The organism is Pseudomonas sp. Rh2 (assembly GCF_040762985.1).
GTDB lineage: Bacteria > Pseudomonadota > Gammaproteobacteria > Pseudomonadales > Pseudomonadaceae > Aquipseudomonas > Aquipseudomonas taiwanensis.
On sequence record NZ_CP142890.1, the window covers coordinates 4,244,306 to 4,270,604 of the forward strand.

General features: G+C 56.7%; 24 protein-coding genes. 16 read left to right on the top strand and 8 right to left on the bottom strand.

Going from position 1 to position 26,299, the window contains the following annotated elements:
• From flgB to VXM67_RS19310, 3 genes are all read right to left on the bottom strand, one after another.
• Positions 1 to 408 (bottom strand): flagellar basal body rod protein FlgB, encoded by a 408-nt coding sequence (gene flgB / locus VXM67_RS19300; protein ID WP_023381567.1) that lies wholly within the window; start codon positions 406 to 408, stop codon positions 1 to 3.
• Positions 409 to 796: 388 nt separating this feature from the next.
• Positions 797 to 1,624 (bottom strand): protein-glutamate O-methyltransferase CheR, encoded by an 828-nt coding sequence (gene cheR, locus VXM67_RS19305; protein WP_023381568.1) that lies wholly within the window; start codon positions 1,622 to 1,624, stop codon positions 797 to 799.
• 52 nt (positions 1,625 to 1,676) lie between these two features.
• The gene (locus VXM67_RS19310; RefSeq protein ID WP_023381569.1) at positions 1,677 to 2,606 is read right to left on the bottom strand and encodes a chemotaxis protein CheV; all 930 of its coding nucleotides are present in this window, start codon (positions 2,604 to 2,606) and stop codon (positions 1,677 to 1,679) included.
• A gap of 64 nt (positions 2,607 to 2,670) precedes the next feature.
• On the opposite strand from VXM67_RS19310, the gene flgA reads away from it, so the two are divergent.
• From flgA to VXM67_RS19335, 5 genes are all read left to right on the top strand, one after another.
• Positions 2,671 to 3,423, top strand: coding sequence for a flagellar basal body P-ring formation chaperone FlgA (gene flgA / locus VXM67_RS19315; protein ID WP_023381570.1), 753 nt, complete (start codon positions 2,671 to 2,673; stop codon positions 3,421 to 3,423).
• 152 nt (positions 3,424 to 3,575) lie between these two features.
• On the top strand, positions 3,576 to 3,896 hold the full coding sequence (flgM, locus tag VXM67_RS19320) for a flagellar biosynthesis anti-sigma factor FlgM (protein ID WP_367237295.1): 321 nt from the start codon (positions 3,576 to 3,578) through the stop codon (positions 3,894 to 3,896).
• Between the two features lie 51 nt (positions 3,897 to 3,947).
• The gene (locus tag VXM67_RS19325; protein WP_023381572.1) at positions 3,948 to 4,415 is read left to right on the top strand and encodes a flagella synthesis protein FlgN; all 468 of its coding nucleotides are present in this window, start codon (positions 3,948 to 3,950) and stop codon (positions 4,413 to 4,415) included.
• 80 nt (positions 4,416 to 4,495) lie between these two features.
• Complete coding sequence (locus tag VXM67_RS19330) at positions 4,496 to 5,239, top strand: flagellar brake protein (RefSeq protein WP_023381573.1); 744 nt, start codon at positions 4,496 to 4,498, stop codon at positions 5,237 to 5,239.
• Positions 5,240 to 5,417: 178 nt separating this feature from the next.
• Positions 5,418 to 5,987, top strand: a complete 570-nt coding sequence (locus VXM67_RS19335; protein ID WP_023381574.1) for a hypothetical protein — start codon at positions 5,418 to 5,420, stop codon at positions 5,985 to 5,987.
• A gap of 46 nt (positions 5,988 to 6,033) precedes the next feature.
• Here the strand turns inward: VXM67_RS19335 and VXM67_RS19340 are convergent, their stop codons facing one another.
• The 3 genes from VXM67_RS19340 to bkdR all read right to left on the bottom strand — a co-directional run bounded on the left by VXM67_RS19340 (position 6,034) and on the right by bkdR (position 9,465).
• Complete coding sequence (locus VXM67_RS19340) at positions 6,034 to 7,374, bottom strand: MFS transporter (RefSeq protein ID WP_023381575.1); 1,341 nt, start codon at positions 7,372 to 7,374, stop codon at positions 6,034 to 6,036.
• A 129-nt stretch (positions 7,375 to 7,503) separates the two neighbouring features.
• Positions 7,504 to 8,745 carry a glutamine synthetase family protein gene (locus VXM67_RS19345; RefSeq protein WP_177325265.1) on the bottom strand — a complete coding sequence of 414 codons (1,242 nt, stop codon included), beginning with the start codon at positions 8,743 to 8,745 and terminating at the stop codon, positions 7,504 to 7,506.
• Positions 8,746 to 8,979: 234 nt separating this feature from the next.
• Positions 8,980 to 9,465: a Bkd operon transcriptional regulator BkdR gene (gene bkdR / locus VXM67_RS19350; protein WP_023381577.1), complete on the bottom strand. Its 486-nt coding sequence runs from the start codon at positions 9,463 to 9,465 to the stop codon at positions 8,980 to 8,982.
• Positions 9,466 to 9,662: 197 nt separating this feature from the next.
• Here bkdR and VXM67_RS19355 point away from each other — a divergent pair, with 197 nt between their 5' ends.
• The 5 genes from VXM67_RS19355 to VXM67_RS19375 all read left to right on the top strand — a co-directional run bounded on the left by VXM67_RS19355 (position 9,663) and on the right by VXM67_RS19375 (position 15,398).
• On the top strand, positions 9,663 to 10,895 hold the full coding sequence (locus VXM67_RS19355) for a 3-methyl-2-oxobutanoate dehydrogenase (2-methylpropanoyl-transferring) subunit alpha (protein WP_023381578.1): 1,233 nt from the start codon (positions 9,663 to 9,665) through the stop codon (positions 10,893 to 10,895).
• 1 nt (position 10,896) lies between these two features.
• Positions 10,897 to 11,955 (top strand): alpha-ketoacid dehydrogenase subunit beta, encoded by a 1,059-nt coding sequence (locus VXM67_RS19360; protein ID WP_023381579.1) that lies wholly within the window; start codon positions 10,897 to 10,899, stop codon positions 11,953 to 11,955.
• Entirely contained in the window at positions 11,956 to 13,227 is a 1,272-nt protein-coding gene (locus VXM67_RS19365; RefSeq protein WP_367237297.1) for a dihydrolipoamide acetyltransferase family protein, read from the top strand.
• Between the two features lie 2 nt (positions 13,228 to 13,229).
• Positions 13,230 to 14,609, top strand: a complete 1,380-nt coding sequence (gene lpdA / locus VXM67_RS19370; protein ID WP_027908225.1) for a dihydrolipoyl dehydrogenase — start codon at positions 13,230 to 13,232, stop codon at positions 14,607 to 14,609.
• A 225-nt stretch (positions 14,610 to 14,834) separates the two neighbouring features.
• The gene (locus VXM67_RS19375; protein WP_023381582.1) at positions 14,835 to 15,398 is read left to right on the top strand and encodes a hypothetical protein; all 564 of its coding nucleotides are present in this window, start codon (positions 14,835 to 14,837) and stop codon (positions 15,396 to 15,398) included.
• 86 nt (positions 15,399 to 15,484) lie between these two features.
• Here VXM67_RS19375 and VXM67_RS19380 read toward each other — a convergent pair whose 3' ends face one another.
• Together VXM67_RS19380 and VXM67_RS19385 are read right to left on the bottom strand one after the other, a co-directional pair.
• On the bottom strand, positions 15,485 to 16,207 hold the full coding sequence (locus VXM67_RS19380) for a TylF/MycF/NovP-related O-methyltransferase (RefSeq protein ID WP_012315576.1): 723 nt from the start codon (positions 16,205 to 16,207) through the stop codon (positions 15,485 to 15,487).
• Positions 16,204 to 17,070, bottom strand: a complete 867-nt coding sequence (locus VXM67_RS19385; protein ID WP_023381583.1) for a hypothetical protein — start codon at positions 17,068 to 17,070, stop codon at positions 16,204 to 16,206. The genes VXM67_RS19380 and VXM67_RS19385 overlap by 4 nt, the downstream gene beginning before the upstream one ends.
• Before the next feature lie 977 nt (positions 17,071 to 18,047).
• Here VXM67_RS19385 and VXM67_RS19390 point away from each other — a divergent pair.
• The 6 genes from VXM67_RS19390 to VXM67_RS19415 all read left to right on the top strand — a co-directional run bounded on the left by VXM67_RS19390 (position 18,048) and on the right by VXM67_RS19415 (position 26,091).
• Positions 18,048 to 19,481 (top strand): tyrosine-type recombinase/integrase, encoded by a 1,434-nt coding sequence (locus VXM67_RS19390; protein ID WP_367237299.1) that lies wholly within the window; start codon positions 18,048 to 18,050, stop codon positions 19,479 to 19,481.
• Positions 19,482 to 19,510: 29 nt separating this feature from the next.
• On the top strand, positions 19,511 to 22,777 hold the full coding sequence (locus VXM67_RS19395; protein ID WP_367237300.1) for a hypothetical protein: 3,267 nt from the start codon (positions 19,511 to 19,513) through the stop codon (positions 22,775 to 22,777).
• Between the two features lie 25 nt (positions 22,778 to 22,802).
• The gene (locus VXM67_RS19400) at positions 22,803 to 23,402 is read left to right on the top strand and encodes a hypothetical protein (protein ID WP_367237301.1); all 600 of its coding nucleotides are present in this window, start codon (positions 22,803 to 22,805) and stop codon (positions 23,400 to 23,402) included.
• A gap of 333 nt (positions 23,403 to 23,735) precedes the next feature.
• Entirely contained in the window at positions 23,736 to 24,284 is a 549-nt protein-coding gene (locus VXM67_RS19405) for a hypothetical protein (RefSeq protein WP_367237302.1), read from the top strand.
• The gene (locus tag VXM67_RS19410) at positions 24,281 to 24,859 is read left to right on the top strand and encodes a hypothetical protein (protein WP_367237303.1); all 579 of its coding nucleotides are present in this window, start codon (positions 24,281 to 24,283) and stop codon (positions 24,857 to 24,859) included. The genes VXM67_RS19405 and VXM67_RS19410 overlap by 4 nt, the downstream gene beginning before the upstream one ends.
• A gap of 908 nt (positions 24,860 to 25,767) precedes the next feature.
• A complete protein-coding gene (locus VXM67_RS19415) occupies positions 25,768 to 26,091 on the top strand; it encodes a hypothetical protein (RefSeq protein WP_367237304.1) in 324 nt (107 codons plus the stop codon).
• Positions 26,092 to 26,299 lie beyond the last annotated feature (208 nt).

Genomic DNA, 26,299 nt, shown 5'->3' on the forward strand with positions numbered 1-26,299 from the left:
TTACTCTCCGCGCAGGGCCGAAACCAGCCCTTTGAATTTACTGTTGAGCAAGGTGAAGCTGGCCTGGAAGCCCATGGCGTTTTCCGTGTAGTTGGCCTGCTCTACCTGGGCGTCGACGGTATTCTGGTCGATCGACGGCATCGCAGGCGTACGGTACTGGAGGGTATCGTCCGCCATGGCCAGACCTTCGGCCTCGATGTGCCGGCTGTTGGTACGCTCCATGGCGAAGCGCCCGCTCTGCTGCTTCTGACTCTCGGCGGCGAGCACCGACGAGAAATCCATGTCACGCGCCTTGTAGTTGGGCGTGTCGGCGTTGGCGATGTTGTTGGCCAGCACTTCGGCACGCTGGGCGCGGAAGCCCAGGGCCTTTTCGTGAATGCCAAGCGCCTTGTCGAAACTGATGCTCATGTCAGGGAACCTTCAAAGGTTGACCAGCGTGTGGTTGCCAAAGCTTTAGCAAGTGCTGTGCCAAACCTGTAGAAGCCCATGTTTGCGGGGTTTTTGCGGTTACCGGCAGCGCCGGCATGCCAGAAAAGCGGCAAAGTGCTTCCGCCTGGAGATGCCTGAGCGGCAATTGCCGGACGGCAAAAGCGGCAAAACAAAAAATTGACGTCAGAGGGCAGATGGCGGGGCGATGGGGGTTGGTCGGGAGCGCTGCGGCGGTCGCGCGCGCCTGCCACAGACGTTATTGGCCGTGAACAAACGTAGGAGCGAACCTTGCTGGGGATGCGCCGCGCGGGCGGCGCTCGATCTCACAGGCGCCACACCCCACAGACAAGCACCCGCCCCCTCCTGATCACTTGGCCTGGTAGATGATCCCCGGGCTGCACTGCACCATCTGGTAATGATCCGGCAGCCCGTTCAGCGCCTCGGAAGCGCCAAGGAACAGATAACCACCCGGTTTCAAGGTGCTGTGAATGCGCATCAAAATGTCTTTCTTCACCTGCGCCGAGAAGTAGATCAGCACGTTGCGGCAAAACACGATGTCGAACTTGCCCAGCGCCGCATAGCTGTCGAGCAAATTGAACGAACGGAACTCGACACGGCTACGAATGGCCGGCTTCACCGCCCAACGCCCTGGCCCCTTGGTGTCGAAGTAACGCTGCAACCGCTCCTGGGACAAACCACGGGCAATCGCCAGGCTGTCGTACTCACCCGTCTTGCAGTTGTTCAGCATCGAACCGGACAGGTCGGTGGCGACGATCTGCGCTCCCATCTTCAACTGTCCGAGGTTGCTGCGCTCGAACTCGTCCAGCGCCATGGAGATGGAGTAAGGCTCCTGCCCCGACGAACAGGCCGCCGACCAGATGCGCAGACGCTGACCCGGATTGTTCTTGATGAACTCCGGAACCACCTTGTTCTTCAACACTTCGAACGGATAGGTGTCGCGAAACCACAGGGTCTCGTTGGTGGTCATGGCATCGACCACCTGCTCGCGCAGCCCACCACGCGGCTGCGTCTGAATACGCTGGACCAGCTCGCCCAAGCTCTTGATGCCCTGCTGCTCCATCAGCTTGTTGAGACGGCTGGAGACCAGATACTGCTTATTCTCGCCCAGCAGGATGCCACAGGCTTTCTCCAGGAATACCCGGAACTGTTCGAAATCCAAATTACCCGTAGACACTAACGCCGCCTCTTTTCAATCACTGGTGTCGGGAGCTGTCCCCCCAACTGCTTCAATGCGTTGCCTTGATCCGGTCGACCACGCGCTGGGCAAGGTCGTCCGGCTTGAATTTGGCCAGGAAGTCATCGGCGCCGACCTTCTTGACCATGGCCTGGTTGAACACCCCCGACAATGAAGTATGCAGGACGATGTGCAACTTTTGCATACGCGGGTCACTGCGAATCTCCGCAGTCAGCGTATAGCCATCCATTTCCGGCATTTCAATGTCCGAGATCATCATCAGGAACTCCTCCTCGGGTCGCTTGCCCTCGTCCACCAGCTTGCGCAGGTAATCCAGGGCCTGACGACCATCGTTGAGCGCCACCACCTCGACACCGACCGTCTGCAGGCAACGACTGACCTGCTTGCGCGCCACCGACGAGTCGTCGACAGTAAGCACCCGAAGCAGCACGGCCTTGTCCTGCACCTCGGCATCGACCACGCCGGCGGACACCGACTCGGACGACGGCGCCACTTCGGCCAGCACCTTCTCCACATCGATGATCTCGACCATGCGGTTGTCCACCCGGGTGACCGCCGTCAGGTAGTGATCGCGCCCAGTCCCCTTGGGTGGCGGATGGATCTCTTCCCAGTTCATGTTGACGATGCGCTCCACCGAGTGCACCAAAAAGCCCTGAGTCTTGGTGTTGTACTCGGTGATGATCACGAAGCTGTTGCGCGTGTCTTCCGTAAGGCCGGGCAAACCGGTCGCCATCGACAAGTCGAGGATCGGGATGGTCGCCCCGCGAATATTGGCCACACCACGCACCACCGGATGGGACTTGGGCAGCAAGGTCAGCTCCGGGCACTGCAGCACTTCCCTGACCTTGAATACGTTGATGCCGTAGAGTTGCTCGCCGTTGAGGCGGAACAACAGCAACTCCAGGCGATTCTGCCCCACCAGTTGCGTGCGCTGGTTGACCGAATCCATAACACCAGCCATGCCAGACTCCTTTACTTGTCAGCCTATGTACCGAGTCGGCACGGGCTTTGCTTTTTTGAGTGCCATGTACACGAAAACGACATTTTTCCGACGATTGACCCGCCTGCTGAGCAGCACGCTCGCCGCGCTGTGCCTGCTGGCACCCGGTGCTCGTACGCTGGCGGACGCGTTCACCTTGCCTGAACAGCTTATCGGTGTCACCCAAGGGTTTCTTGAATTTACCGTTGAGGATTACCTGGCCACGACCCAGACCGCGGGCCGCTACGACATCCAGGTCAATTCGCTCGACCCGCGCCTACGCATGCCACTGTGCAGCCAGGCCTTGGACGCTTCCCTGGAAAGCCCGGCCCAGCCGCTGGGCCGGGTAACGGTGCGCGTACGCTGCGATGGCAGCGCCCCCTGGACGGTATTCGTGCCGGCCACCGTGCGGCTGTATCGCGACGTGGTGGTGGCCACCCGCCCACTCAAGCGCGGCAGCACGGTCGGCGAGGGTGACGTCGCCCTGCGCGAACGGGATGTCGGAACGCTGAACCAAGGCTTTCTCACCGAACTCGACCAGGCGCTTGAGATGAAAGTGCTGCGCCCCACGGTGCTCGACCAGGTCTTGACTCCCCAACACCTGGAACAGGCCGACGTCGTGCGCAAGGGCGACCACGTGGTGATCGTTGCGCGCAGCGGCACCCTGAGCGTGCGCATGCCAGGCGAAGCGCTCAGCAAAGGCGGCATCGGCGAACAGATCCGCATCCGCAACCTGAACTCCAAACGCGTGGTAAAAGCCCGGGTCACAGGCCCAGGGCAGGTGGAGGTCGCCATGTAGAATGGACTGGCAGTGAGGAACTGCTTTTCCTAAACTGTGTCAGAAATCGGGTTCGCGAGCGCGCTGCCAGGCGGCTATGCATTTGTGCCTAAAGTTTCTTTCGGGTTGGCCGAAAACAAGGCAAGCGTCCAAATACCCAGAGGTTTCTGATCATGGTCATCGACTTCAGTCGTTTGAATAACTCTCCGTCCATCACGGGCGGCGTACGCGGCAACACCGCGTCCGGTAGCGCCGACAAAACCGGCGAAACCCAAGAGGCGCCGAAAAGCGCCAGCGCCAGCGCCAGCGGAGAAGCGGTACACCTCAGCCAAGAGGCTCAGCAGTTGCAGAAGATCAGCGACAAGCTGCGCGATCAACCCGAGGTCAACAGCGCCCGTGTGGCCCAGTTGAAACAGGCGATCGCAGACGGCAGCTACCAGGTCGATGCCGGCCGGGTCGCCAGCAAACTGCTTGATTTCGAAGCCCAGCGCTAACCTTACGGCGCGCTGACTTCACGGACGCTAATAAAGGCCTAAGAGTTAGCCATGCACGATATCACTCTGCTGCAACTGATCGAAGACGACATCGCCCCCACTCAGGAGCTGCTCGAGCTTCTTGAAAAGGAAGCGCTGGCCCTGCATGGCCGCGACATGATGGTGCTGGAGCACATTCTGGCCCGTAAGCAGTCTTTGATCGTCTTGCTGGAGCAGCAGGGGCAGCGACGCAACCAGTTGCTCACCCAGCTGGGCCTGAGCCCCGACCGTGCTGGCGTGCAAGCCCTGGCCGCACAATCGTCCAACGGCGAAATCATCATGCAGCAGCTTGATGTACTCGGCCAATTGCTGGATGCCTGCAAGAAGGTCAACGAGACCAATGGCCGTATCATCCAGATGCAACAACACACCACGGCCAACCAGATCCGAATTCTCAACGGTGGCGACTCTCCGTCCCTGTATGACAGCCGTGGCACTACCTCGCCAATGAACAAGCCCCGGGCGCTCAGCCAAGTGTGATTAGTTCTATCAAGGCACGGAACATAATGGCAAAATGCCGTAACTTGCGTGTGCCGTTTTTGCCTGGAGATTGATAACCCGTGTTCAATGAAACCGACGCTCCGCAGCCACCAAAGGTGCTGACCACGCCTTTGGAGATCGCGGCCAACCTACGCCAGTTGCAGGAAAGCCACGATCCTCTGATCATCACCTTCCATGAGCGTAGCCAGCGGTTCCAGAGTTACGTGGTGCAAGTGGACCGCGATAGCGATGTCCTGGCCCTGGATGAAATGATCCCGCGCGATGGCGAAAAATTCATCGAGAACGGCGAACCCTTCCGCGTCGAAGGCTTCCACGATGGCGTGCGCATCGCCTGGGAATGCAACGATCAGCTGCGAATCAGCGAAGTCGATGGTCACCGCTGCTACCGTGGCGGCCTGCCGAGGGAGATGACCTACCACCAGCGTCGCAATGCCTTTCGCGCTGCGCTGAAGCTCTCGCAACTGGTCGACGTCATCCTTGACGGCACCCACCTCAAGGGTAACGGTGCCCTGCGTGGCAAACTGCTGGATATTTCGGCCACCGGCTGCAAACTGCGTTTTGAAGGCGACGTTTCCGAGCGCCTGCAGCTGGGCCAAGTGTACGAACGGTTCAAGTCCGGCAACCCCCTGGGCCTGGTGGATACCATGGTCGAGCTGCGCCACCTGCACTTCGAAGAGCGGATCAACACCACTTTCGCGGGCGTGCGCTTCCATAACCTGAACGGCCAGGCGCAACGCAAGATCGAAAGTTTCGTTTACCAGCTGCAGCGTGAAGCGCGCCGGTTCGACAAAGACGATTATTGATCGCTCGCCTCCTCCGCGAACGCCACCCAATGGGTGGCGTTTTCGTTTTTCCGCCCGGATGACTTGCAGCCTAACAAGCAGCTCCCCTTTGCTGCAGCGTTTCCAGGTTACCGGCCAAAGCCCGACCGTTTAGTGTGTCCCGCACCGCGCCAAGAACGCTTCGAGCCGAGGACACACGATGCTGCATCGCACATTTACCGCCGAATTACATTGCCAGCACGGCCGGGTAGGCGTTGTCGAAACACCGCTGGCAGCGCACCCGCTTTACGCCGCCGACCAGGACGGCTGGCTGTGCACCGAAGATTATCGAGGCGCAACGCTGAGCTTCAGGCCGATCACGTTCGAATTCGTGTTCATCGAGGAAAAACATGACCGCACCCTTTACCGCATCCAGTGCGCGGACACCTGGGAGTATCGAGGTGCGAGGCTCCAACAGAACAAGAACGGCTGGCTTGGCCTGTACGGGACGCACGTGGCAGGAAGGATCATCGACGCGCTGAATCCTGTGAACCTGCTGCCCACCCGCCAGACGATCTGGAAAATCGAAACGCTACAGCCATGGGATGGCGACATCCAGAGCGCCGAGAACATCGAGTTCTACCTACGCGACAAGGACGGCTACAGGGTGGCACACATCAAAAGCGTCTACACGAGGAACAAACCGCATTTGCATCACTGGTTTCTCAACGCCGGGAACATGGACGGCGAGATATTGAGATTCCAACTGCGTAACATCACGGTTGCCTGAGGCGATCCGCGATGGCCCCACCGGCCACTGCGGATTGCTCACCGCGTCAAACCGAACGGTCCACCTCTGCCTCAGGCTTGACGCCATTGGCCCTTGGCGCCTGATCTTCCTCGGTATCCTCCGCCGCTACCGGCGCCTGCATCATGTCCTGCACGGTCTGTTCGTCAACCCGCGGGTCAAGTGCCGCCGACAGCGGCGAGCCCGCCGCCGGCATCGCCACGTGACCCAGCGGCGCGTCCTGCACCTGATGCAGACCGGTAACCGCTTTCGGTCGGATCCGCCATACCAGTACCAACGCGAAGAACACGAAGAAGGCGTACAGCATTTGCGCGCCCAGCACCTTCATGAGCACCCCCGCTGCCAAGGGCCCTATGCACGCACCCACGCCGTAGGTGACCAGCAGCATGGCGGTCAATGAAACCCGTCGCTCGCTTTCGACGTGGTCATTGGAGAATGCCACTGCCAACGGATACAGGCAGAACTGCAACAGAGAAATCACGAAGCCAATGCCGAACAGCAACTCCAGCGGCACACTGGGCAGGAAGGCCAAAGGTGCCGAAGCCAGCGCCAGCCCCACGGCGACGCTGCGGATCAGCACCGCGCGATCGTAGCGATCTGATAGCCAGCCCAACGGCCACTGCACCAGCAGGCCGGCAAAGATGCAGCTACCCATGAACAGACCGATCTGTTCGGTAGACAGCCCTTGGCTGGAGGCATACAGCGGCGCCAGGCCGTAGAACGAACCGACGATCAGGCCCGAACCCAACACCGTGCTCAGCGACTGCGGTACCCGCTTGATGAAGAACTTCGGCTCCATCGGTGCCGGGCGCAGCGGCGCCGGGTGAATCCGCCGGGTCATGGCAACCGGAACCAGGCACAGGGCAAAGCACATGGCGACCAGCATCAGCAGCTCAGGCCCCAACTGCGGGTGCACCACCAGGATCAACTGACCGAGTACCAACCCCAGGTACGAGGCGATCATGTAGCCACTGAACACCGCACCACGATGCTTGGCATCCGCCTGCTCGTTGAGCCAGCTTTCGATCACCATGTACTGGCACATCATGCCCAGGCCGACGATCATCCTCAGCCCGACCCAGACCGGCAGCCAATTGGTCAGGCCGTGGCCCAATACCGCCGCACCTACGATTCCGGCACAGGTCGCGTAGGCACGAATGTGCCCCACCCTGCCGATCAGTCGGTGACCGACCTTGCCGCCCACCGCCAGGCCAAAATAGTTGGCCGCCATCAGCGCACCCACCCACAGGCTGTCGACATGATCGGCCGCCAGGCGCAGGGCCAGGTAGGTACTGAGCAGGCCTGAGCCGATCAGCATCATCAAGGCCGCGAAATACAGCGACTGAAACGGCTTCCAGATGTTACGCATACGTCCCGTCTAGCTCCCTGGTCAGGTGGCGTTGGTTGCAGGCAAGCATAAAAGTAAATCGGCCACGGCGCAGGCCCTTGAAGGTGAAATACCTGGTCAAAGGCGCATCCAGTCGTGCTTGTGTCGCGTTCAGGCCTGTGTCGCCAGCACTCGCCGCTCCCAAGGCGTGATCTCATCGAAGAAATCCGTCAGCTCCATCGTCTTGGTGGCCAGGTAACCCTCGATGAACTCATCCCCGAACAGCTCCCGCGCCAGGCCACTGCGCTGGAGGCGCTCCAACGCAGCGTGCAGCGTGCAGGGCAGACTCAGGTGTTCCGGCACCTCGAACTCGCCCTGGATGGCCGGCGTCGGCTGCAGGCGCTGCTCGATACCGTGCAGGCCCGCCGCAAGACTGGCGGCAATAGCCAGGTAAGGGTTGGCATCCGCACCTGGTAGACGGTTCTCGACCCGCCGCGCCGCCGGCGCGCTGGCGGGAATGCGCAAGCCCGCGGCGCGGTTGTCCTGCGACCAGCAGGCGTTGTTCGGCGAGGCATACGGGTGGCACAGGCGCTGATAGGAATTGACGTTGGGCGCGAACAACGCGGTGAAGTCGGCCAGGCAGGCCTGCAAGCCACCGATGAAGTGGTAGAAGGTTTCGGTCGCCTGGCCCTGGTCATCGCTGAACACAGTGCGCCCTGTGTCGATCTGCACCAGGCTCTGGTGGATGTGCATCGAGCTACCAGGCGTCCTGGCCAGTGGCTTGGCCATGCAGACCACGGTCAGGCCATGCTTGAGCGCCACTTCCTTGAGCAAGTGCTTGAACAGGAAGGTCTGGTCAGCCAGCAACAGCGGATCACCGTGCAACAGGTTGATCTCGAACTGGCTGACGCCCATCTCGTGCATGAAGGTGTCACGCGGCAGGCCCATGGCCGCCATGCACTGGTACACCTCGGCGAAGAAAGGCCGAAGACCGTGGTTGGAGCTGACGCTGAACGCCGAGTGACCAAGTTCGCGGCGGCCATCCTTGCCAAGCGGCGGCAAGAAGGGCTGAACCGGGTCACTGTTGGCGGCGAAGACGAAGAACTCAAGCTCGGTCGCCACTACCGGCGCCAGGCCCAGGCTAGCGTATCGGGCGATGACTGCTTTTAGCAGACCGCGCGTGGACAAGCCTGACGGATTGCCACTCAGCTCGTTGGCGTCGCAAATCGCCAAGGCCAGCCCCCCGTCGCTCCAAGGCAGACGATAAATGTGAGCCGGGTCTGCAGCAAGGGCCAGGTCACCGTCGTCGCTTCCGTAGAACTTCGCCGGAGGATACCCCCCCATGATGCATTGCAGCAGGACTCCGCGCGCCATCTGCAGGCGCCGGCCTTCGAGAAAACCTTCGGCGGTCATCACCTTGCCGCGCGGAACGCCGTTGAGGTCGGGGGTGACGCATTCGATCTGGTCGATGCCCTTTAGGCGCTCGGCGAGCGAGCGCGGGCTGGCGGTGGTCATGACGCGGTCCTTGTTGTTATCAGCTGAAACAACATTAGGCTGGGGGTGTTTAAAATATCAAGCACCTACGGCAAGGTGCTTGCCTGCCACAGTCATCGCCGGCAAGCCGGCGTCTATCCCATTACAGGCGCCCTATTCCCGCAACGTCATCCCGTTGGCCGGCAACGGCAATGCGGTCTTGTATCGCACCTGCTTCAACGCGAAGCTGGAACGAATATTCGCCACCCCCGGTAAACGGGTCAGGTAATCGAGAAACCGCTCCAGCGCCTGGATGCTCGGCAACAAGACCCGCAGTAGATAGTCGGGATCTCCCGTCATCAGGTAGCACTCCATCACTTCCGGCCGCTCGGCAATCTCCTCTTCGAAGCGATGCAGCGATTGCTCCACCTGCTTCTCCAGGCTGACATGGATGAACACGTTCACATCCAGACCAAGCACTTCAGGCGCCAGTAACGTCACCTGCTGACGAATCACGCCCAGCTCTTCCATGGCCTTGACCCGGTTGAAACAGGGCGTGGGCGAGAGGTTCACCGAGCGCGCAAGCTCGGCGTTGGTGATGCGAGCGTTTTCCTGAAGGCTGTTGAGAATGCCGATATCCGTACGATCGAGTTTGCGCATGAGACAAATTCACCGGTTTTTTGTGTTTATGCGGAATGTTTATCTTCCCCGCACTGCAAAGGCAATCAACTTGAGAGAAAAATTCTTCCGCCGTGCCTCTAAGATGTAAATGACGCTGACTTACCAGTCACAAGCCGGTATTCAGCGGCGGCCGCTTCAGAGCTCACAAAAACAACATCCGAGCGAGCGTAAAAAGCATGAACGAGTACGCCCCCCTGCGTTTGCATGTGCCCGAGCCTACCGGCCGGCCAGGCTGCCAGACCGATTTCTCCTACCTGCGTCTGAACGATGCGGGTCAAGTCCGTAAACCACCGATCGACGTCGAACCTGCCGACACCTCAGACCTGTCCTACAGCCTGATTCGTGTGCTGGACGAACAGGGCAATGCCCTGGGTCCATGGGCCGAGGACATCGATCCGAAGGTATTGCGTCAAGGCATGCGCGCCATGCTCAAGACGCGCATCTTCGACAACCGCATGGTGGTCGCCCAGCGCCAGAAGAAGATGTCCTTCTACATGCAGAGCCTGGGCGAGGAAGCCATCGGCAGCGCCCAGGCCCTGGCCCTGAACCGCACCGACATGTGCTTCCCCACCTATCGTCAGCAGAGCATTCTGATGGCCCGCGACGTGTCGCTGGTGGAGATGATCTGCCAACTGCTGTCCAACGAGCGCGACCCGCTCAAGGGGCGCCAGCTGCCAATCATGTATTCGGTGCGCGAAGCTGGCTTCTTCACCATCAGCGGCAACCTGGCCACCCAGTTCGTCCAGGCCGTTGGCTGGGCCATGGCCTCGGCGATCAAGGGCGACACCAAGATCGCCTCTGCCTGGATCGGCGATGGCGCCACCGCCGAGTCGGACTTCCACACCGCCTTGACCTTCGCTCACGTCTACCGTGCGCCGGTCATCCTCAATGTGGTCAACAACCAGTGGGCGATCTCCACCTTCCAGGCCATTGCCGGTGGCGAGTCGACCACTTTTGCCGGACGTGGCGTAGGCTGCGGTATCGCGTCGCTGCGCGTCGATGGCAACGACTTCCTGGCCGTTTACGCCGCCTCGCGGTGGGCCGCCGAACGTGCTCGCCGTGGTTTGGGGCCGACCCTGATCGAGTGGGTTACCTACCGCGCCGGCCCGCACTCGACTTCGGATGACCCGTCCAAGTACCGCCCTGCCGATGACTGGAGCCACTTCCCACTGGGCGACCCGATCCTGCGCCTGAAACAGCACTTGATCGCCATCGGCCAATGGTCCGAGGAAGAACACCAGGCTGTGACCGCCGAGCTGGAGGCCGCCGTCCTGGCCGCGCAGAAGGAAGCCGAACAATACGGCACCCTGGCCAACGGCCATATTCCAAGCGCCGCCTCGATGTTCGAGGACGTGTACAAGGAGATGCCCGATCACCTGCGCCGCCAACGCCAGGAACTGGGGGTTTGAGATGAACGATCACAACAACAGCATCAAACCGGAAACCGCCATGGCCACCACTACCATGACCATGATCCAGGCCCTGCGCTCGGCCATGGATGTCATGCTCGAGCGCGATGACAACGTGGTGATCTACGGCCAGGACGTCGGTTACTTCGGCGGCGTGTTCCGTTGCACCGAGGGCCTGCAGAACAAGTACGGCAAGTCGCGGGTGTTCGACGCACCGATTTCCGAAAGCGGTATCGTCGGCACCGCCGTGGGCATGGGCGCCTATGGTTTGCGGCCAGTGGTGGAAATCCAGTTCGCCGACTACTTCTATCCTGCCTCCGACCAGATCGTCTCGGAAATGGCACGCCTGCGCTATCGTTCCGCCGGTGAGTTCATCGCCCCGCTGACCCTGCGCATGCCCTGCGGCGGCGGCATCTACGGCGGCCAGACCCACAGCCAGAGCCCTGAGGCGATGTTCACCCAGGTGTGCGGCCTGCGTACCGTGATGCCGTCCAACCCCTACGACGCCAAAGGCTTGTTGATCGCTTCGATCGAATGCGACGACCCGGTGATCTTCCTCGAGCCCAAGCGCCTGTACAACGGCCCCTTCGATGGCCACCACGAACGCCCGGTAACGCCCTGGTCGAAACACCCGCAGAGCGCCGTGCCGGACGGTTACTACACCGTGCCGCTGGACAAGGCCGCCATCACCCGCCCGGGCAACGATGTCACCGTGCTGACCTACGGCACCACCGTCTACGTCGCCCAGGTAGCCGCCGAGGAAACCGGCGTGGACGCCGAGGTAATCGACCTGCGCAGCCTCTGGCCGCTGGACCTTGAGACCATCGTCGAGTCGGTGAAGAAGACCGGCCGTTGCGTGGTGGTGCACGAAGCCACCCGCACCTGCGGCTTCGGCGCCGAACTGGTTTCGCTGGTCCAGGAGCATTGCTTCCACCACCTCGAAGCCCCCATCGAGCGTGTGACCGGCTGGGACACTCCCTACCCTCATGCACAGGAATGGGCTTACTTCCCAGGCCCTTCTCGGGTAGGCGCGGCATTGAAACGGGTCATGGAGGTCTGAATGGGCACGCACGTCATCAAGATGCCGGACATCGGCGAAGGCATCGCACAGGTCGAGTTGGTCGAGTGGTTCGTCAAGGTCGGTGATGTCATCACCGAAGACCAGGTGGTGGCCGATGTCATGACCGACAAAGCCACCGTGGAAATTCCCTCACCAGTGAGCGGCAAGGTGCTGGCCCTTGGCGGTCAGCCTGGGGAAGTGATGGCGGTCGGCAGCGAGCTGATCCGCATCGAAGTGGAAGGCAGCGGCAACCATGTGGATGTACCGCAGCCCAAAGCGCTTGAAACACCGACAGTGGCGGCGCCGGCTGCCATTGAGCCGCAACCGCACGCAAAGCCGGTGGCCAGCCAGCCCACTGCCGCTTGTTCGGCGGCCCCCATCGTGCCGCGCCAGGCCAATGAGAAACCACTGGCCTCCCCCGCCGTACGCAAGCGGGCGCTGGATGCGGGCATCGAACTGCGTTACGTGCACGGCAGCGGCCCGGCTGGGCGTATCCTGCACGAAGACCTCGATGCGTTCATGAGCAAACCGCAGACCAGCGCCGGACAAGCGCCGATGGGCTACGCCAAGCGCACTGACAGTGAACAGGTGCAGGTGATCGGCCTGCGCCGCAAGATTGCCCAGCGCATGCAGGATGCCAAGCGCCGAGTGGCGCACTTCAGCTATGTCGAGGAAATCGACGTCACCGCGCTGGAAGCCCTGCGCCAGCAACTGAACCAGAAGCACGGTGAAAGCCGAGGCAAGCTCACCCTGTTGCCATTCCTGGTTCGTGCGCTGGTCGTAGCCCTGCGCGACTTCCCACAGATCAACGCCACCTACGATGACGACGTCCAGGTCATCACCCGTCACGGCGCGGTGCACGTCGGCATCGCCACCCAGGGCGACAACGGCCTGATGGTGCCGGTGCTGCGTCACGCCGAGGCCGGCAGCCTGTGGGGCAATGCCAGCGAAATCGCGCGCTTGGCCCTCGCTGCCCGCAACAACAAGGCCAGCCGCGAGGAGCTGTCCGGCTCGACCATCACCCTGACCAGCCTTGGCGCCTTGGGCGGCATCGTCAGCACGCCGGTGGTCAACACCCCGGAAGTCGCCATCGTCGGGGTCAACCGCATCGTCGAGCGGCCCGTGGTGATCGACGGCCAGATCGTGGTGCGCAAGATGATGAACCTGTCCAGCTCGTTCGACCACCGCGTGGTCGATGGCATGGATGCCGCTTTGTTCATCCAGGCCGTGCGCGGCCTGCTTGAGCAACCCGCCTGCCTGTTCGTGGAGTGAGCATGCAACAGACTATCGATACCACACTGCTGATCATTGGCGGCGGCCCTGGCGGTTACGTGGCCGCCATCCGTGCCGGGCAACTGGGCATCCCCACCGTGCTGGTGGAAGGCCAGGCCCTGGGCGGTACCTGTCTGAACGTCGGCTGCATACCCTCCAAGGCACTGATCCACGTGGCCGAGCAGTTCCATCAGATGACACGGCACACCGAACAGTCGCCGCTTGGCATCAGCGTAAGCTCGCCAACCCTGGACATCGGCCGCAGCGTGGCGTGGAAAGATGGCATCGTCGACCGTCTTACCACCGGCGTGGCGACCTTGCTGAAGAAGCATGGCGTGAAGGTGATCCATGGCTGGGCGAAGATCCTCGACGGCAAGCATGTCGAGGTCGACGGCCAGCGCATCCAGTGTGAACACCTGTTGCTGGCCACTGGCTCGAACAGCGTCGAGTTGCCGATGCTGCCACTGGGTGGTGCCGTCATCTCGTCCACCGAAGCCCTGGCGCCCACGACCCTGCCCCGGCATCTGGTGGTGGTCGGCGGCGGCTACATCGGCCTTGAGCTGGGCATCGCCTACCGCAAGCTGGGCGCCGAGGTCAGCGTGGTCGAGGCACGCGAGCGCATCCTGCCGACCTACGACAGCGAACTGACCGCACCCGTGGCCGAAACCTTGAAGAAACTGGGTGTCCGGCTGCACCTTGGCCACAGCGTCGAGGGCTATGCCGATGGCTGCCTGCTGGCCCGCGACAGCCAGGGCGCGCAGTTGAGCCTGGACGCCGACCGGGTGCTGGTGGCGGTCGGACGCCGTCCCCGTACCCAGGGCTACAACCTGGAATGCCTGGACCTGAAGATGAACGGCGCGGCCATTGCCGTCGACGACCGCTGCCAGACCAGCATGCGCAATGTCTGGGCCATCGGTGACGTGGCGGGCGAACCCATGCTTGCCCATCGCGCCATGGCGCAAGGTGAGATGGTGGCCGAAATCATCGCCGGCAGGGCACGGCGTTTCGAGCCTGCGGCCATTGCGGCGGTGTGTTTCACCGACCCGGAAGTGGTGGTGGTCGGCAAAACCCCCAAGCAGGCAACCGCGCAAGGCCTTGACTGTATCGTCGCGCAGTTCCCGTTCGCCGCCAATGGCCGGGCCATGAGCCTGGAGTCGAAAAGCGGATTCGTGCGGGTGGTGGCGCGTCGCGACAACCATCTGATCCTTGGCTGGCAAGCGGTTGGCGTGGCGGTCTCCGAGCTGTCCACCGCCTTTGCCCAGTCACTGGAAATGGGTGCGCGACTGGAGGATATCGCCGGCACCATCCACGCCCATCCGACCTTGGGCGAGGCGGTGCAGGAAGCAGCACTGCGCGCCTTGGGCCACGCACTGCATATCTGACACTGAAGCGGCTACGGCCGATGTTGGCCCGCTGCGCCCCAGGCGCCGCGGGTCTTTTTTCATCCCGTGCTTGCCGCCTGCGGCAAGGTCATTCCGCACAAGGGCAAGCATGTTCCGAGCAAATGCCCGCCGGAAATGGCCAAAGCGCTCTACGTTCGCGCTTTTCGCGCCTGGCACAGCTTTTGCGACCCCCCCTCCTGTCCTATACCTTTCCAAGGAGGAAACATGCTCATTACATCCAACGGCCTGGGCTGGCAGGCGAACATCCAACAGCAGCGAGTCAGCAATGAACAGGCACTGGCCGAAGTCGTGCAGACACGTCCCCCGGTAACCACCAGCAATACCTCGGCTCAACAGAACAGTCAGGGCAACACTGCACAGCAAAACGCCGAAGATGCCCGCGAAGAGGCCTTCGCCAAACTCAAGGTGCTGCTGCAAAACCCCGACATCGCGGCGCGCCAGCAGGCCAGCATCAACTCGCAGGACACCAGCAATGCCCTGCAGGAATTCCGTGAGTACATGGCCAAGACACCGGAAGAGAAGGTGCAGGAGAAGGTTCTGGCAGAACTGGGCCTGACGGTCGAGGAGTTCGAAGCCCTGCCGCCGGAGCAGAAGCAGAAGATCGGTGAGCAGATCGCCCAGCGGATCAAGGAAGATATCGAGATGAACACCCAGGCCAAGGTGCAACAACAGGCGCTGAGTGAAGCGCGGGCCCAGGTAGGCGCTGACGTGGCGACATCGCAGAGCGCACAGGACCGCGAGAAGGCCCTGGAAGCGATGGAGGTCTGATCCTCCTCGCCTTTATCCCGGTCAAGGAGAACCGCACATGAAAGGGCCGACGCCCAGGTCGTGCCCTCTCATGCCGATGGTTCACATCAGACGCGGAAGTACCCCACCGACGAGTCGAACGGCAGGCGCTTGAGCTCGATTTTGTTCAGGTCCAGCACGTCACGCAGAGCGGCAGTCTCGCCTGGGAAGTTGCGATAGGCGACTTCATCCAGCACCACGATCGCACCCTTTGGCATGTATGGCAGGAACGTCTCCAAGGCGACCTTGGTCGACGAGTACAGGTCGGTGTCGAGGATCAGCATCGCCACCACCAGGTCAGGACGGGTTTTCACGAAAGCCGGTACGGTCTCCAGGATGTCGCCCTTGACGATCTCGCAACGGGGGATACGGTTGACCGGACGGATCAGGTCGTTGGCCTCGATCATGTCCTGGATCAGGGTCTCGTCCGTATCGGAGAACATGCTCTCGTTGATGTCGGCTGGATCCTGCTCGGCGTCGATGCTGGCAAAGCCGCCGAAAGTATCGAAACCGATGATCGAACGGTTGATCGCGTAAGGTTCCAGGATCATCGAAAGCTGCATGTACAGCATCAGCGAGTTGCCTTTGTACACACCGCACTCGACGATGGCGCCAGGGATGTCCTGGACCATCTTGAACAGCTCGATGCGCGACAGCGCGGCGGTCACGGCGATACGGTTGGCAAACACGAACGGCGCATCCGCCACGTATTGGGCATCGACACGGCTCAGCACGCTAGCGCGCTTTTCGTTGTACTCGACCTCGGCAGCAGTCAGGCGACGCTTGGTCATGGGTTAACTCCCTGGAATTGCGAAAAGTCGCTGGCATTGAAAAAATCTTTGAAGCCGGCCTCTGCATCCGAACAGCCATTGTCGACGTTCGGCGCGCCGCGCTTGTGCAGCAGGTCTTGCAGGTGGATCAGGCGAAAGTCCACGCTGAAGCGCACCTTGTCGGTGAAGTTGGCCACGGTGCCGTGCAAATGGGAACCGGAGAATATCAGCATCTCGCCGCTGTTGGCGGCCACGCGCAACTCGGCGCTGGTGTCGATGTCCTCCAACGGCACCGGGTGCACGCGGGTCTCTTCGGTGATGTTCTGAGAAGCCTTGTGCCGTTGCACATTGATCCAGTCGTTCAGGCTCCATTGGGCGGAGCTGTTCTGCACAGGACGGTCGAAGTAGGCCGGGTTGATCATCATGGTCTGGTCGGGCTCGATGCTGTACACCGGCATCCAGGTGTTGACCTGGCTTTCCACACTGCCGTACCAGGTATCGCGGTGCGGCTTGTAGGCGTAGCTCACGCCCGCGTGCAGATAGTCATAGTTGGGTACCACACGTACCCGAGGCACGTCGAAGATGTAGTCCTTCGGGTCGGCCCCGATCTCCCGAATGAAATCGCGGATCAGCGCCTTGGCCTCAGGGCCATTGGTGAACTGGCGCTTGAGTGCGGTGACACGCTCGACGAAGGTTTCCACCGGCATCATCTTGTGCAGCGACTGGTGATCGGTTTCGCCATCGAACGCAGCGGTGATGCTCTGCCGGGCCAGGGCGCACAACTGGTGCGCATTGCCAAGGCCGGTCTCCAGGAAAATGTCGCCCTTGAACAGCGAGCCCCGGTAGTCCGGCTTGTTTTTCACCTGGTTGACATAAAAATTCATACTTGCCCCTTCAGAACTCATTGTGACCAATGCCCACCGCGGGCTGCGTCGACCAGCAGCGGGGCATGAATTGAAGTGGACGCAAGGCGACGCACACTGCCGCTGAAGGCAGCAACTTCAACCATTGGCGATACGGATGCATTGCCCGTATCCAGTGACCAAGTGATCGGCATGCTGACAGGAAACTTTAAGCGTGGATGTACCGGCGATCCGGTTGCCACGCTTGGTGCAAAGGTAATTTGTTTGGGCTTTGAGTGGCGTCCCAGGCAGGAATTGAGCCATTATCTGGGGTACCTACGTCCCCCGGCAGCATTACCTGAAGCTTTATATTATTGATTTAATGATGAAATTTCCATTAAACAAAGCCCGCCGTCAATAGGAGTTCAGACTCCTATTGACTAGCCTGATTGGCCGCGCCTTGGAGCCTTGCGACTCAAAAACCCACCCATCGGCTTGGGCTTAAATCGGGCCCCCGCCTCACATGGCGGTTTCAAAGCATACGGATCATCTGAGCGTCGTGGGGCCAGGGATATCGTTGTCAATCTGCGCAGGCCTCAAGCATTCCAAGCCCCACGAACATGACCGTTCGTCGCGAAGTCATGCCAGGCAATAGCAACTCTTTATTGTGTCGCAGATACCATCCAGCCCTACTGCAATATATATATAGTCAAATCAAACCAAGTCAAGGAAGCTTAAAAAGCTTAAAAAACATGACATTACGACGCATCAAAAACATATAAAAATATAAAACAAGAAATCTCGAATCAAATCAGTCACTTATAAAAAACCAATATCGAGAAATTGACAATATAAAAAGACAAGTCGACCAAAAAGAAAGCCGCCAAACTTACTTATATATATAAAACCCAACACTTGACAGCATCAACTCCTCTCATCTAAGGTACGGAGAGAAATCGAACATAGTCTATGACATCGCCCCCAGAAAACTGGCGAGCGCATGCTCGTGGGAGATGGAAATGTTGGTTAACTTCTTTTACACGACATCAATCCACCTCGGAAAACGGTACCATGTTCTCCGCAGTTCCGATCAAGATAATTTCGGAAAAGAGTTTACTCCACTTTCAATTCATCTCCGAGATTTGATTGAATCAGGCAGCCACCAGCAAAGCGTAAGAAAGTCCGGCCCTTGCGTCGCCAACTTCATCGACTATTTTCACATCGCATCTAAATACATCACACCAACAAAGACGGCTATAAATACCGTTTTTCGCGAGTATCACTCTTACCTGACAGCAGGTGAAGACAGCTTCTCCGAGACCGTCCGAAAGGTCTGCGAGACCAAGCCCTCCCCTAAAGTTGAGAATTCCTCGTCATTCAACTATCACATGCAGATCATACCGTTTTTGAAAGACTTAAAAAATATTCAACAAACCTATGAAGAATATATTGAGAATGGCCTAACTGCAGACCAGCCTGAAACATCGCAGCTCATTGATAGCTTGATGAAAATCACTCCTTCCATGAGCAAGGTCAGCAAGTACGAAAAAGCAGCCATGAAGCATCATATTACTCCAATGACTGCCGGATCATGCAAAAAACAACGTAGAGCCAGCTATACAGGCCATATTCCCTACGAGGAAAGTTTCGCCAAAACCCTCGAAGAGCATCAATTTTTCCCATTAGATCGAATAACAGACCTGATTAACAATGCGAGCAGTTTTCGCAATGCCTGCCTGTACGCCTTAATAGCGGCTACTAACGCTCGAGACTCTGAGGCTGATCAGATCCTCTGGGAGGATATAAATTTTTCAACACGAGAAGTGCTCCTAAGAAACCCGAACACCCGAAGCCACCCCAGTGAGGCCTATCGCGGGATAAGCGAGATTGATAGGAATAGGCTTGAGTGGAAAGGCCGAGGCACAGAGCTGACAGTATTACTAGAGCCGTATGGGACGCTTTTCTTCAAAAAGTTGGAAGACTACCTCCGATATGAATACAACCCGAGCTGCGGCCATAACTTCGTCTTTCACGATAAGCATGGAAAGCCGCTCTTTCTCTGTGACTACTCCACCGTCATCCTCCATCAGTTCAAGCAAGCCGCCGCCAAAGCACTTCCAGACCAACCACACTTAGCTAGAAGACTTGGCCTGCACAGCCTTCGTCATAGCAATATCTATTTTTTTAAAAACTACCTTGAGCATAGCCAAGGACAAGGCCTGAATGATAGCGAATTGATTCTGCTCACAGGCCATAGCGATATTCGCAGCTTGCAAAAATATGCCAAAGCAGACCGAGAATTGTTGCTGGAAAAAATCTCTCTTGCAAATCACATGCGAAAACACGGCAGTATCAAATCAAGCATCGAATACCAAGTGAAATATCTAGAAGAAAGGCTCGAAATTTTTAAAAACAAGCTAAAAGCACAGAGAGAAACCGAGGCTTCAATATGATAAATCTCACGAAAAAAATCATACTCCTCATGAATAGCGAAAATCTTATCAGCCACACAAAAGCAGCAATTGAACTTATCGTAAAGATATTTACAGCAAACAGCAAGAACTTCCATACAGCGCTAAATAAATTCTGTGCAATTTGTCTTCATCAAGATATAAATACCATTGAAGACTTTTTAAACGATTGCTTTGAATATGTAGCCTACGACAGTACAAAAAAGCATCACACATACACCAGGATAGAGCGATCTCATTTCTCATCACTGACAAAGACCGATGTCGGCCCAACAAAAACCATTATCAGACTTACACTTGTTTACCTGCACAAAACAAACTCCATTTTACTGCCTCAAAACTTTACCCGCCCAACTGGATCAATAACACTACTGCCTGAGTCCCAAAAATTATTTTATGCTGAGACAATTCATCCATTTTTAGATCTGGAAACAAATTCCAGTCACAACCCAGGGGATGGGAAGAGAATTTATACAGAAACCCAAAGAATCTGGCAGACCGGCATTAAAGTTCTTCTTATGTCATCATCATTGCGCCCCGAAGACATAAGCGTAACCGATGTGCAAGAGTTACGAGTTGCACAAATTAGAGGCAAGAGAAACATAATAATACCAATACCCACAACACAAATATTCAAACTTATATGCAGCAGATTCCCCACTCGCGTTCCACAGGAACTAAAAAACTGGATTGAACAATCACTCACTTTAAAAAACTCCATTAGCGTAATGTATGGGACATGTGAAGAGCTATTGATAGACACACTGAAGAGGTATAGCTCGCCGCTGGATGTAGCCCTACAACTTGCAAAATCTCGAAAGCATGGAGTTAGTAGTTTTTCAAACGAAAACCTGCATTACTACCAAACAGATATTCACATCCATCAGGGATGGGAGATATTTAAAACAGCCATGAGAACTTGGCTCGCCGCAGAGCAGGCTTATTTAAACTACAAGAAACTTGAAAAACCAAGAAAAATGCGTTCGACATTTGGAAAGCTTAACCTCTACTTGTTTATTTATCTGCCACTCTGGGTATTACAGAACCCACTCTCTAAATTTAAATACCCCGAAACCCCAGAAAAATTTACTAGCAGCGTGCATTACGATTGCCAATCCGACCTCACCGAGGACAGGCCTTTATCCCTCTGTGAGCTATTCCGCATAATGGGATACTCTGAAAGCTATGGAAGTCAAACGGACTTCCGAAGCTTCTTCAGCTACTTGATGGAGCTTGGAGACGATCTTGAAGGTTGCACTGGAGTCAAACAACCTGTTCGAAAACTTCCAGCCAGCAAGAAATACACCAATGTAACCAAAAACGTGTTCACTGGCGATCAACTTCGTCAGTTCATTGCATACCACAACTCAATTAACGCAGCTTCCGACTATTTCTCCGAACATTCAAACCCAATAAAGGCAGTAGTCGACGAAGCCAGAAAAAACAACACCTTTGTAGACACCAATGACCTAGGGTTTATTCCAGTCATGTATCATGATGGAAAATTCAGCCCTATACGACGACTGCATCCGGATACTTTCTTTTTCGTAGAACACGATTACCACTTCCACTACCATCCCGGTTCAATCCGTTTCAGCTTATTCATGCTAGAGTGCGGCGTAAGAGGGCAAACATTGCAATGGCTGGATGCTAATACATACGACCGAGTATCACACCGCCTGTCAAAAGACTCTTTGCAACTCACGAGCCTATGGCTAAACACCGACAAAATCCACAAGATGCCGCTGATTATTTTGACGACAATGGGCAATCTTATGCTTCTTGACGATCAGCGCCGTTGGCGTCAATACATGATTGACGACATCAACGTGAGCGGCTTCACTAAAAAGGTGTACTATGACCATGAGCCTAAATCTCACTGGGGCAAAATTCTTCCACTTTTTGTGGCCAACCCCGTTACCGGCGACCCCTTCACTGATGGGCAATACACCACCCTTTGGAACTCTCACTGCCTTAATTTTCAAATTTGGCTCAAGGAAAATACACAAGAAACAAAGCCTATCATCGGCTATCTTCCGCTTAAAAAAACGCCAAAAAACTCATATTTTACTTGGGAAGAGTGGGCAAACGGAATCAACCCCTCGAATGTGTTAGTCATAGAGGGCTCAGATACTAATCATATATACCAGGGCGATTATTGCCCCATAGCTCTCCGTGCGTTCGCAACTCCTCACGCCGCACGAGCATCTTTCATAACCGACATGTCTACCAATCTGCCTCCCGAGGCAGTTTCGCTACTGACGGGGCAAAGCCTCAGCACCATTATCAGATATAACAAAGGGCATCACCTGCTTATAAATAAGCTACAGGGCGCATTCAATAACAAAGATGCCTCATGGTATCTGACAAATCTTTTCAACCCATCATTTTCGATGATGGATGCAAGAGACGATCTTGAAGAAGCAGTACGACAAGGCCATCTTCCGACGGCTGTAGAGAAGCTTGGGCTGAACTCTTTCCCAACCTCTTCAAGCCCTCGCGAAATGACAGGCTTAAAACTCATTGCGACTGATAGGTCTCTACGCCTGGGAGCTTGCTACACACACATTTGCCCATACAACTTCATCTGCCCGGAGTCTATATTAATCAAGTTCGGAGGGCAGAAGAGATGCTCTCAATGCCCTTTCGCAGTTTTTTCGACTCATAACCTACCGGCAATCGAAGCTCACCGCCAAAAAGTGGCCGAGGACTACCTCAGCACCGTTGAGGTCGTTGTACAACACAGCGCCAGTAAAGAGGTTTCTACTGCAGAAGTCAGCCGCCTTCAGGAAGAGATCAAGAGCGCAGCCAAAGATGTGATGAGCTGGATGTGGGTAGAAGAGTTTTTGTGGGCTAAAATTGAAATGCAGCAGCACGAGGATGAAGACTCAACAGATAGAGACTTAGTGGTTACTGACGGCGAAGCCGTCCTCAATCAACTATCACGTTCAGAGTACAAACTAGACTCGGTTGAAGGCTTCCTCTCACGACTTAATAGCGCCTGCACGCATCCAGAGTCTCTCTCCCGGAGCTTCGAATACAAGATAGACCGTGCAACTCGCTTACTGATGGTTAACGATGGCAAAACCCTGGAGGCCGCAACGATGTCCTCCAGCTTTCCCAGCGCTGTAAAACTGGCAGGCATGCTTCGCTCCACTCTTGAATTCAAGGATATCGACCTTGATCAATTTGTTCGTTTGATCAACCTAGAGGACAAGCAATGGACGCAGGCTTTGCTGTCATACCGTCCCTCTAAAGATTCAGATAACCAGACGTGATAGCGTAGCACTTAAGGGGTGAATGATGGACTCAAATAACTTCTATAGATGGCAGCAGGATCGCATTCAAAACCGCCTGGAAATTATCGAAACCGCATTAAGTGAGCTCGATGATCGCAAGGCGAATTTCAAATTTATCACATATCTAGCCAAGCATCTAGCGGAAGCGATTTCATCCGCCGAACGTAAAGCGCTTTTGGATATCAAGAATCTTGGCGTAAAGGTTTCTACGAAGAAAACGTGTAGGGCTAGCACCCTTCTCAAGAGTAACACCTATCGTCCACGTCTTGATATGTGGTTCTTGAGGAATGGTGGTAGTAACATCAAGGAGAGCGCTGAGCTAACCGAGTTGCGGTTCAAATTATTAAAGCTCAGCAACGAACACGCGATTGTGAAGGACGACCTTCGGATGCTTCAGGAACTCCATGGCCGCAAGGTTGATACTTATCAAATAACTACAGACCGCAACGATGGGATGACGATTGCCCAGATGGTTATCGAGCACTTTTACGAGTTCTGTGAAATACATGAGGGAGCACTGGTAGAGCCATCACCAGGCCGCCCTACAATCGTCCCTAGCCATTTATTCGCTGCATACTTGAAGTGGAGAAGCAGCCTTTATTAAAAGACATTTACAATGGATAATCATCTTCATAATGGTCACTGCCTTCCTCATTTAGGCCGAACTCATCTATCCTTCTGATTGCTCAATCCATTAATGGGCCAGACATGTCTTCAAGCACCTCCTCCCTGCGCTCCCGCAAGGTACGGACGGCCCTTTGCCCCCATACTGCACCATCACCAATGCCCTCAGATGGGAGCTCGACAGCTTCCCCACCCGTAACGGTATGCGCATAACATACTGATATCTCGTCGGATTTTTTGAAAAACTACCCTACTCGCCTTGACCCTTCCTCCCCTCCAGTCTTCATTCCTCATATCACAAGGAGGAATGCGTATGTCGACACCCGTTCTCTTCCACCATGAGTGTGATCCCGTGACGGTGGTCGGCGGGCCCGACTACGTCATCTACAGCTGTCTGCAGTGGCAAGACCAAAATCTCCGGGTAATGGCCCAGCCCGCCATACAGACGTTCTGCGTGATGCACGGCGACTACCTCGATCATCGCTTCGTCACGGCCCTGGAGCGTGCTTATCTCCGAGGAGCATTGGCTCCGGTGAAGCTGATCGCTATCCATGAGCAGGATCTGGATATCTTTCTGGACAGCAAGGTATCTAGCAGCAGCATCCCGGCCATCGAGGCAATTTGGAAAATCGATACCCACCTTTATTCGGGTCGGCATTACACCGTAGCTTTCGCGAGCGAAGACGAGATCTACTCAGGCCGTTCTGACTACCCATTCTGGCCTGTGGTCAAAGAGATCATGGAGTCGACCGCTCTGGGCATCAGTCCGTATGAGCTCCCCTGCTATGACGAAAATGACCTGGAAGACTACACCGACGACAGCCTGAGCTTTCTCCCTTCTATCGATGAGGGCCAGCCATGATCTATTCCAGATTTCTGTACACGGAGTACGAGCAGCCTCATGACGAAGACGGTGAAGGTGGCTTTACGGTTTTTAGCACCCCGCAGTCATTGGGTGCCCACGCAACGGATGAACAGCGCGTAGGCTTTCTTAACTTCGCTGTCTTGTGGGATGGAGAGCCTGATACCAGGGTCATCTATCTGGCCGAGCAAGCAATCGTCCGTGACGTTATGGCGCCAGTCAGGCTTCTACATGCGCATGAGGGTACGCTCACCGTCGTCTATGACTCTGAATGCGAAGATCTCGACTATGATGCGCTCAAGACGGCATGGGAAGACATCGGTTCTGGCGTACAGCTGGAATGTTGGACTGTTGAAGTGATCGAAGAATGTGTAGTAGGCCACTTGCTCTTCGGTGGGCGGCTGTTCCGCAAGTACGCTCCCGAAATTATGGCTAGTGGTAATCTGGGAATGTCGTTTTACACCGAAGAAAATTTCTTGTTTGCGGATAACTGGTCAGAGGATGAAATGTTTGGCTCTGGGCAGCAGCAGGATTCAGACGATGAATCACCACCTCCAAACGGGGAACTCTTCTAGGTAGGCCAGTGTTGTGAGGGCGCCCTGGGTAGGTTGGGCGCGCCCTTCGGGCCGGCTGTCGTGAACCAAGCCGCTCGCCGCATGGCGGCGTCTTGGCCCTTACGGGCTTCCATCCTCGCGTCTCCGCCGTACTGGCTGCGCGCTCCGCTTGCTCTGTCTAGCATCAAATGAGCGTCTTTCTTGGCATCTGCATGCCACCCTGTTAACTCACTTCCTCGCCGCCTAGTCCTCTCTCTTGCGCGAGTGCTGATCCCCAAGCTGGTGCAGTTCCTGGCGATCAGATTTTGGTACTCAGCCAGGGGAAAAATGTGTTTTCCGTCAAAAATTTTTGGTCAGTGATTCGTGCTCATAATGCGAGTAGGTACGCTCTACTGCTCGCCACCCCAGTTTTCGTTAAGCCTCTGGACTTCGATTCGACGCAAAAAAGGCCAGTCCATCTCCGGCTGAAGGGTCTTTGGACTCTTCCCTTGCTAGTTGCTAGCGCTTGGGCATACCTCATAAGCACGTGGATTGCGTGGGGCTTTGTGCAGACTGCTCGCTCATGGGTGCTGTTGCCCTTGCCGAACAGATATCACTGAAGACCTGCGAGCAGTGTTGCGCGTCTGGCAAGCAAATTGGCGGCAGGTGGGTAAGTACGCTCTGCCCTATGCACGATGCAGGAGACGGCTAGTGGCCACGATAATCAGCTTCAGCTAGGCACGGAGACGCTTTCGACGGCTCGCCGCGCTCCTCGTCAAGGGTCATTCATCATCACCAAGCACGGTAACCCCTAACTGTTCATGGATGCACCCGAGCACTGGAAAAATCCAGAGTCTGGAAGTTCCAGGGGAGGAGAACATTTGTACACATCTGTTGAACAGCTTCACCAGGCGCACCACGGCCCAGAGCTTTGATCGAGGACGAGAGAGATGAGCGAGGGCAGTGTGAACTCTCTCACGGCACGTGAGGTTTCTCAGGTTCTGCGAGAAGCGGTGTTCGGTCGAAGCCAGATGCGAAAGACCGGGCACCAGAGATGGGACGAGATGTTCGTCGGCCTTTTCGTGATCGACATCGAAGGTTGGCGCATCACCATTTTCAATGACTGTGATGAACTGGACTACTGCGAGAGCTGCGAAAGCCCGGACGGGCGGGTTTGGCATTTCGACTCTGGAGATCGATACGGGACAGATCCGATTGCTCTGCTCAGCTCCTGGGAGCACGGGGTGCTGGAGAGCCTATTGAGATCGCTTTGAGAGTAACCACACCACACTCAGGAAGCAGGGGCCAGCAGTTGCCGTGGAGGAGACGCCCCCCTGCTTGGACTACAGCCGATCTTCTTCGCAGTAGTCATGTATTCTTTCTAGAATTGAATTTTCCCCTCTCCCCCATGCATCTGGTGCTTTCATTTACGGTTGCATTTTTCAACGCTCTCTGCATTGTCGCAATCAGCCGTACTAGGAA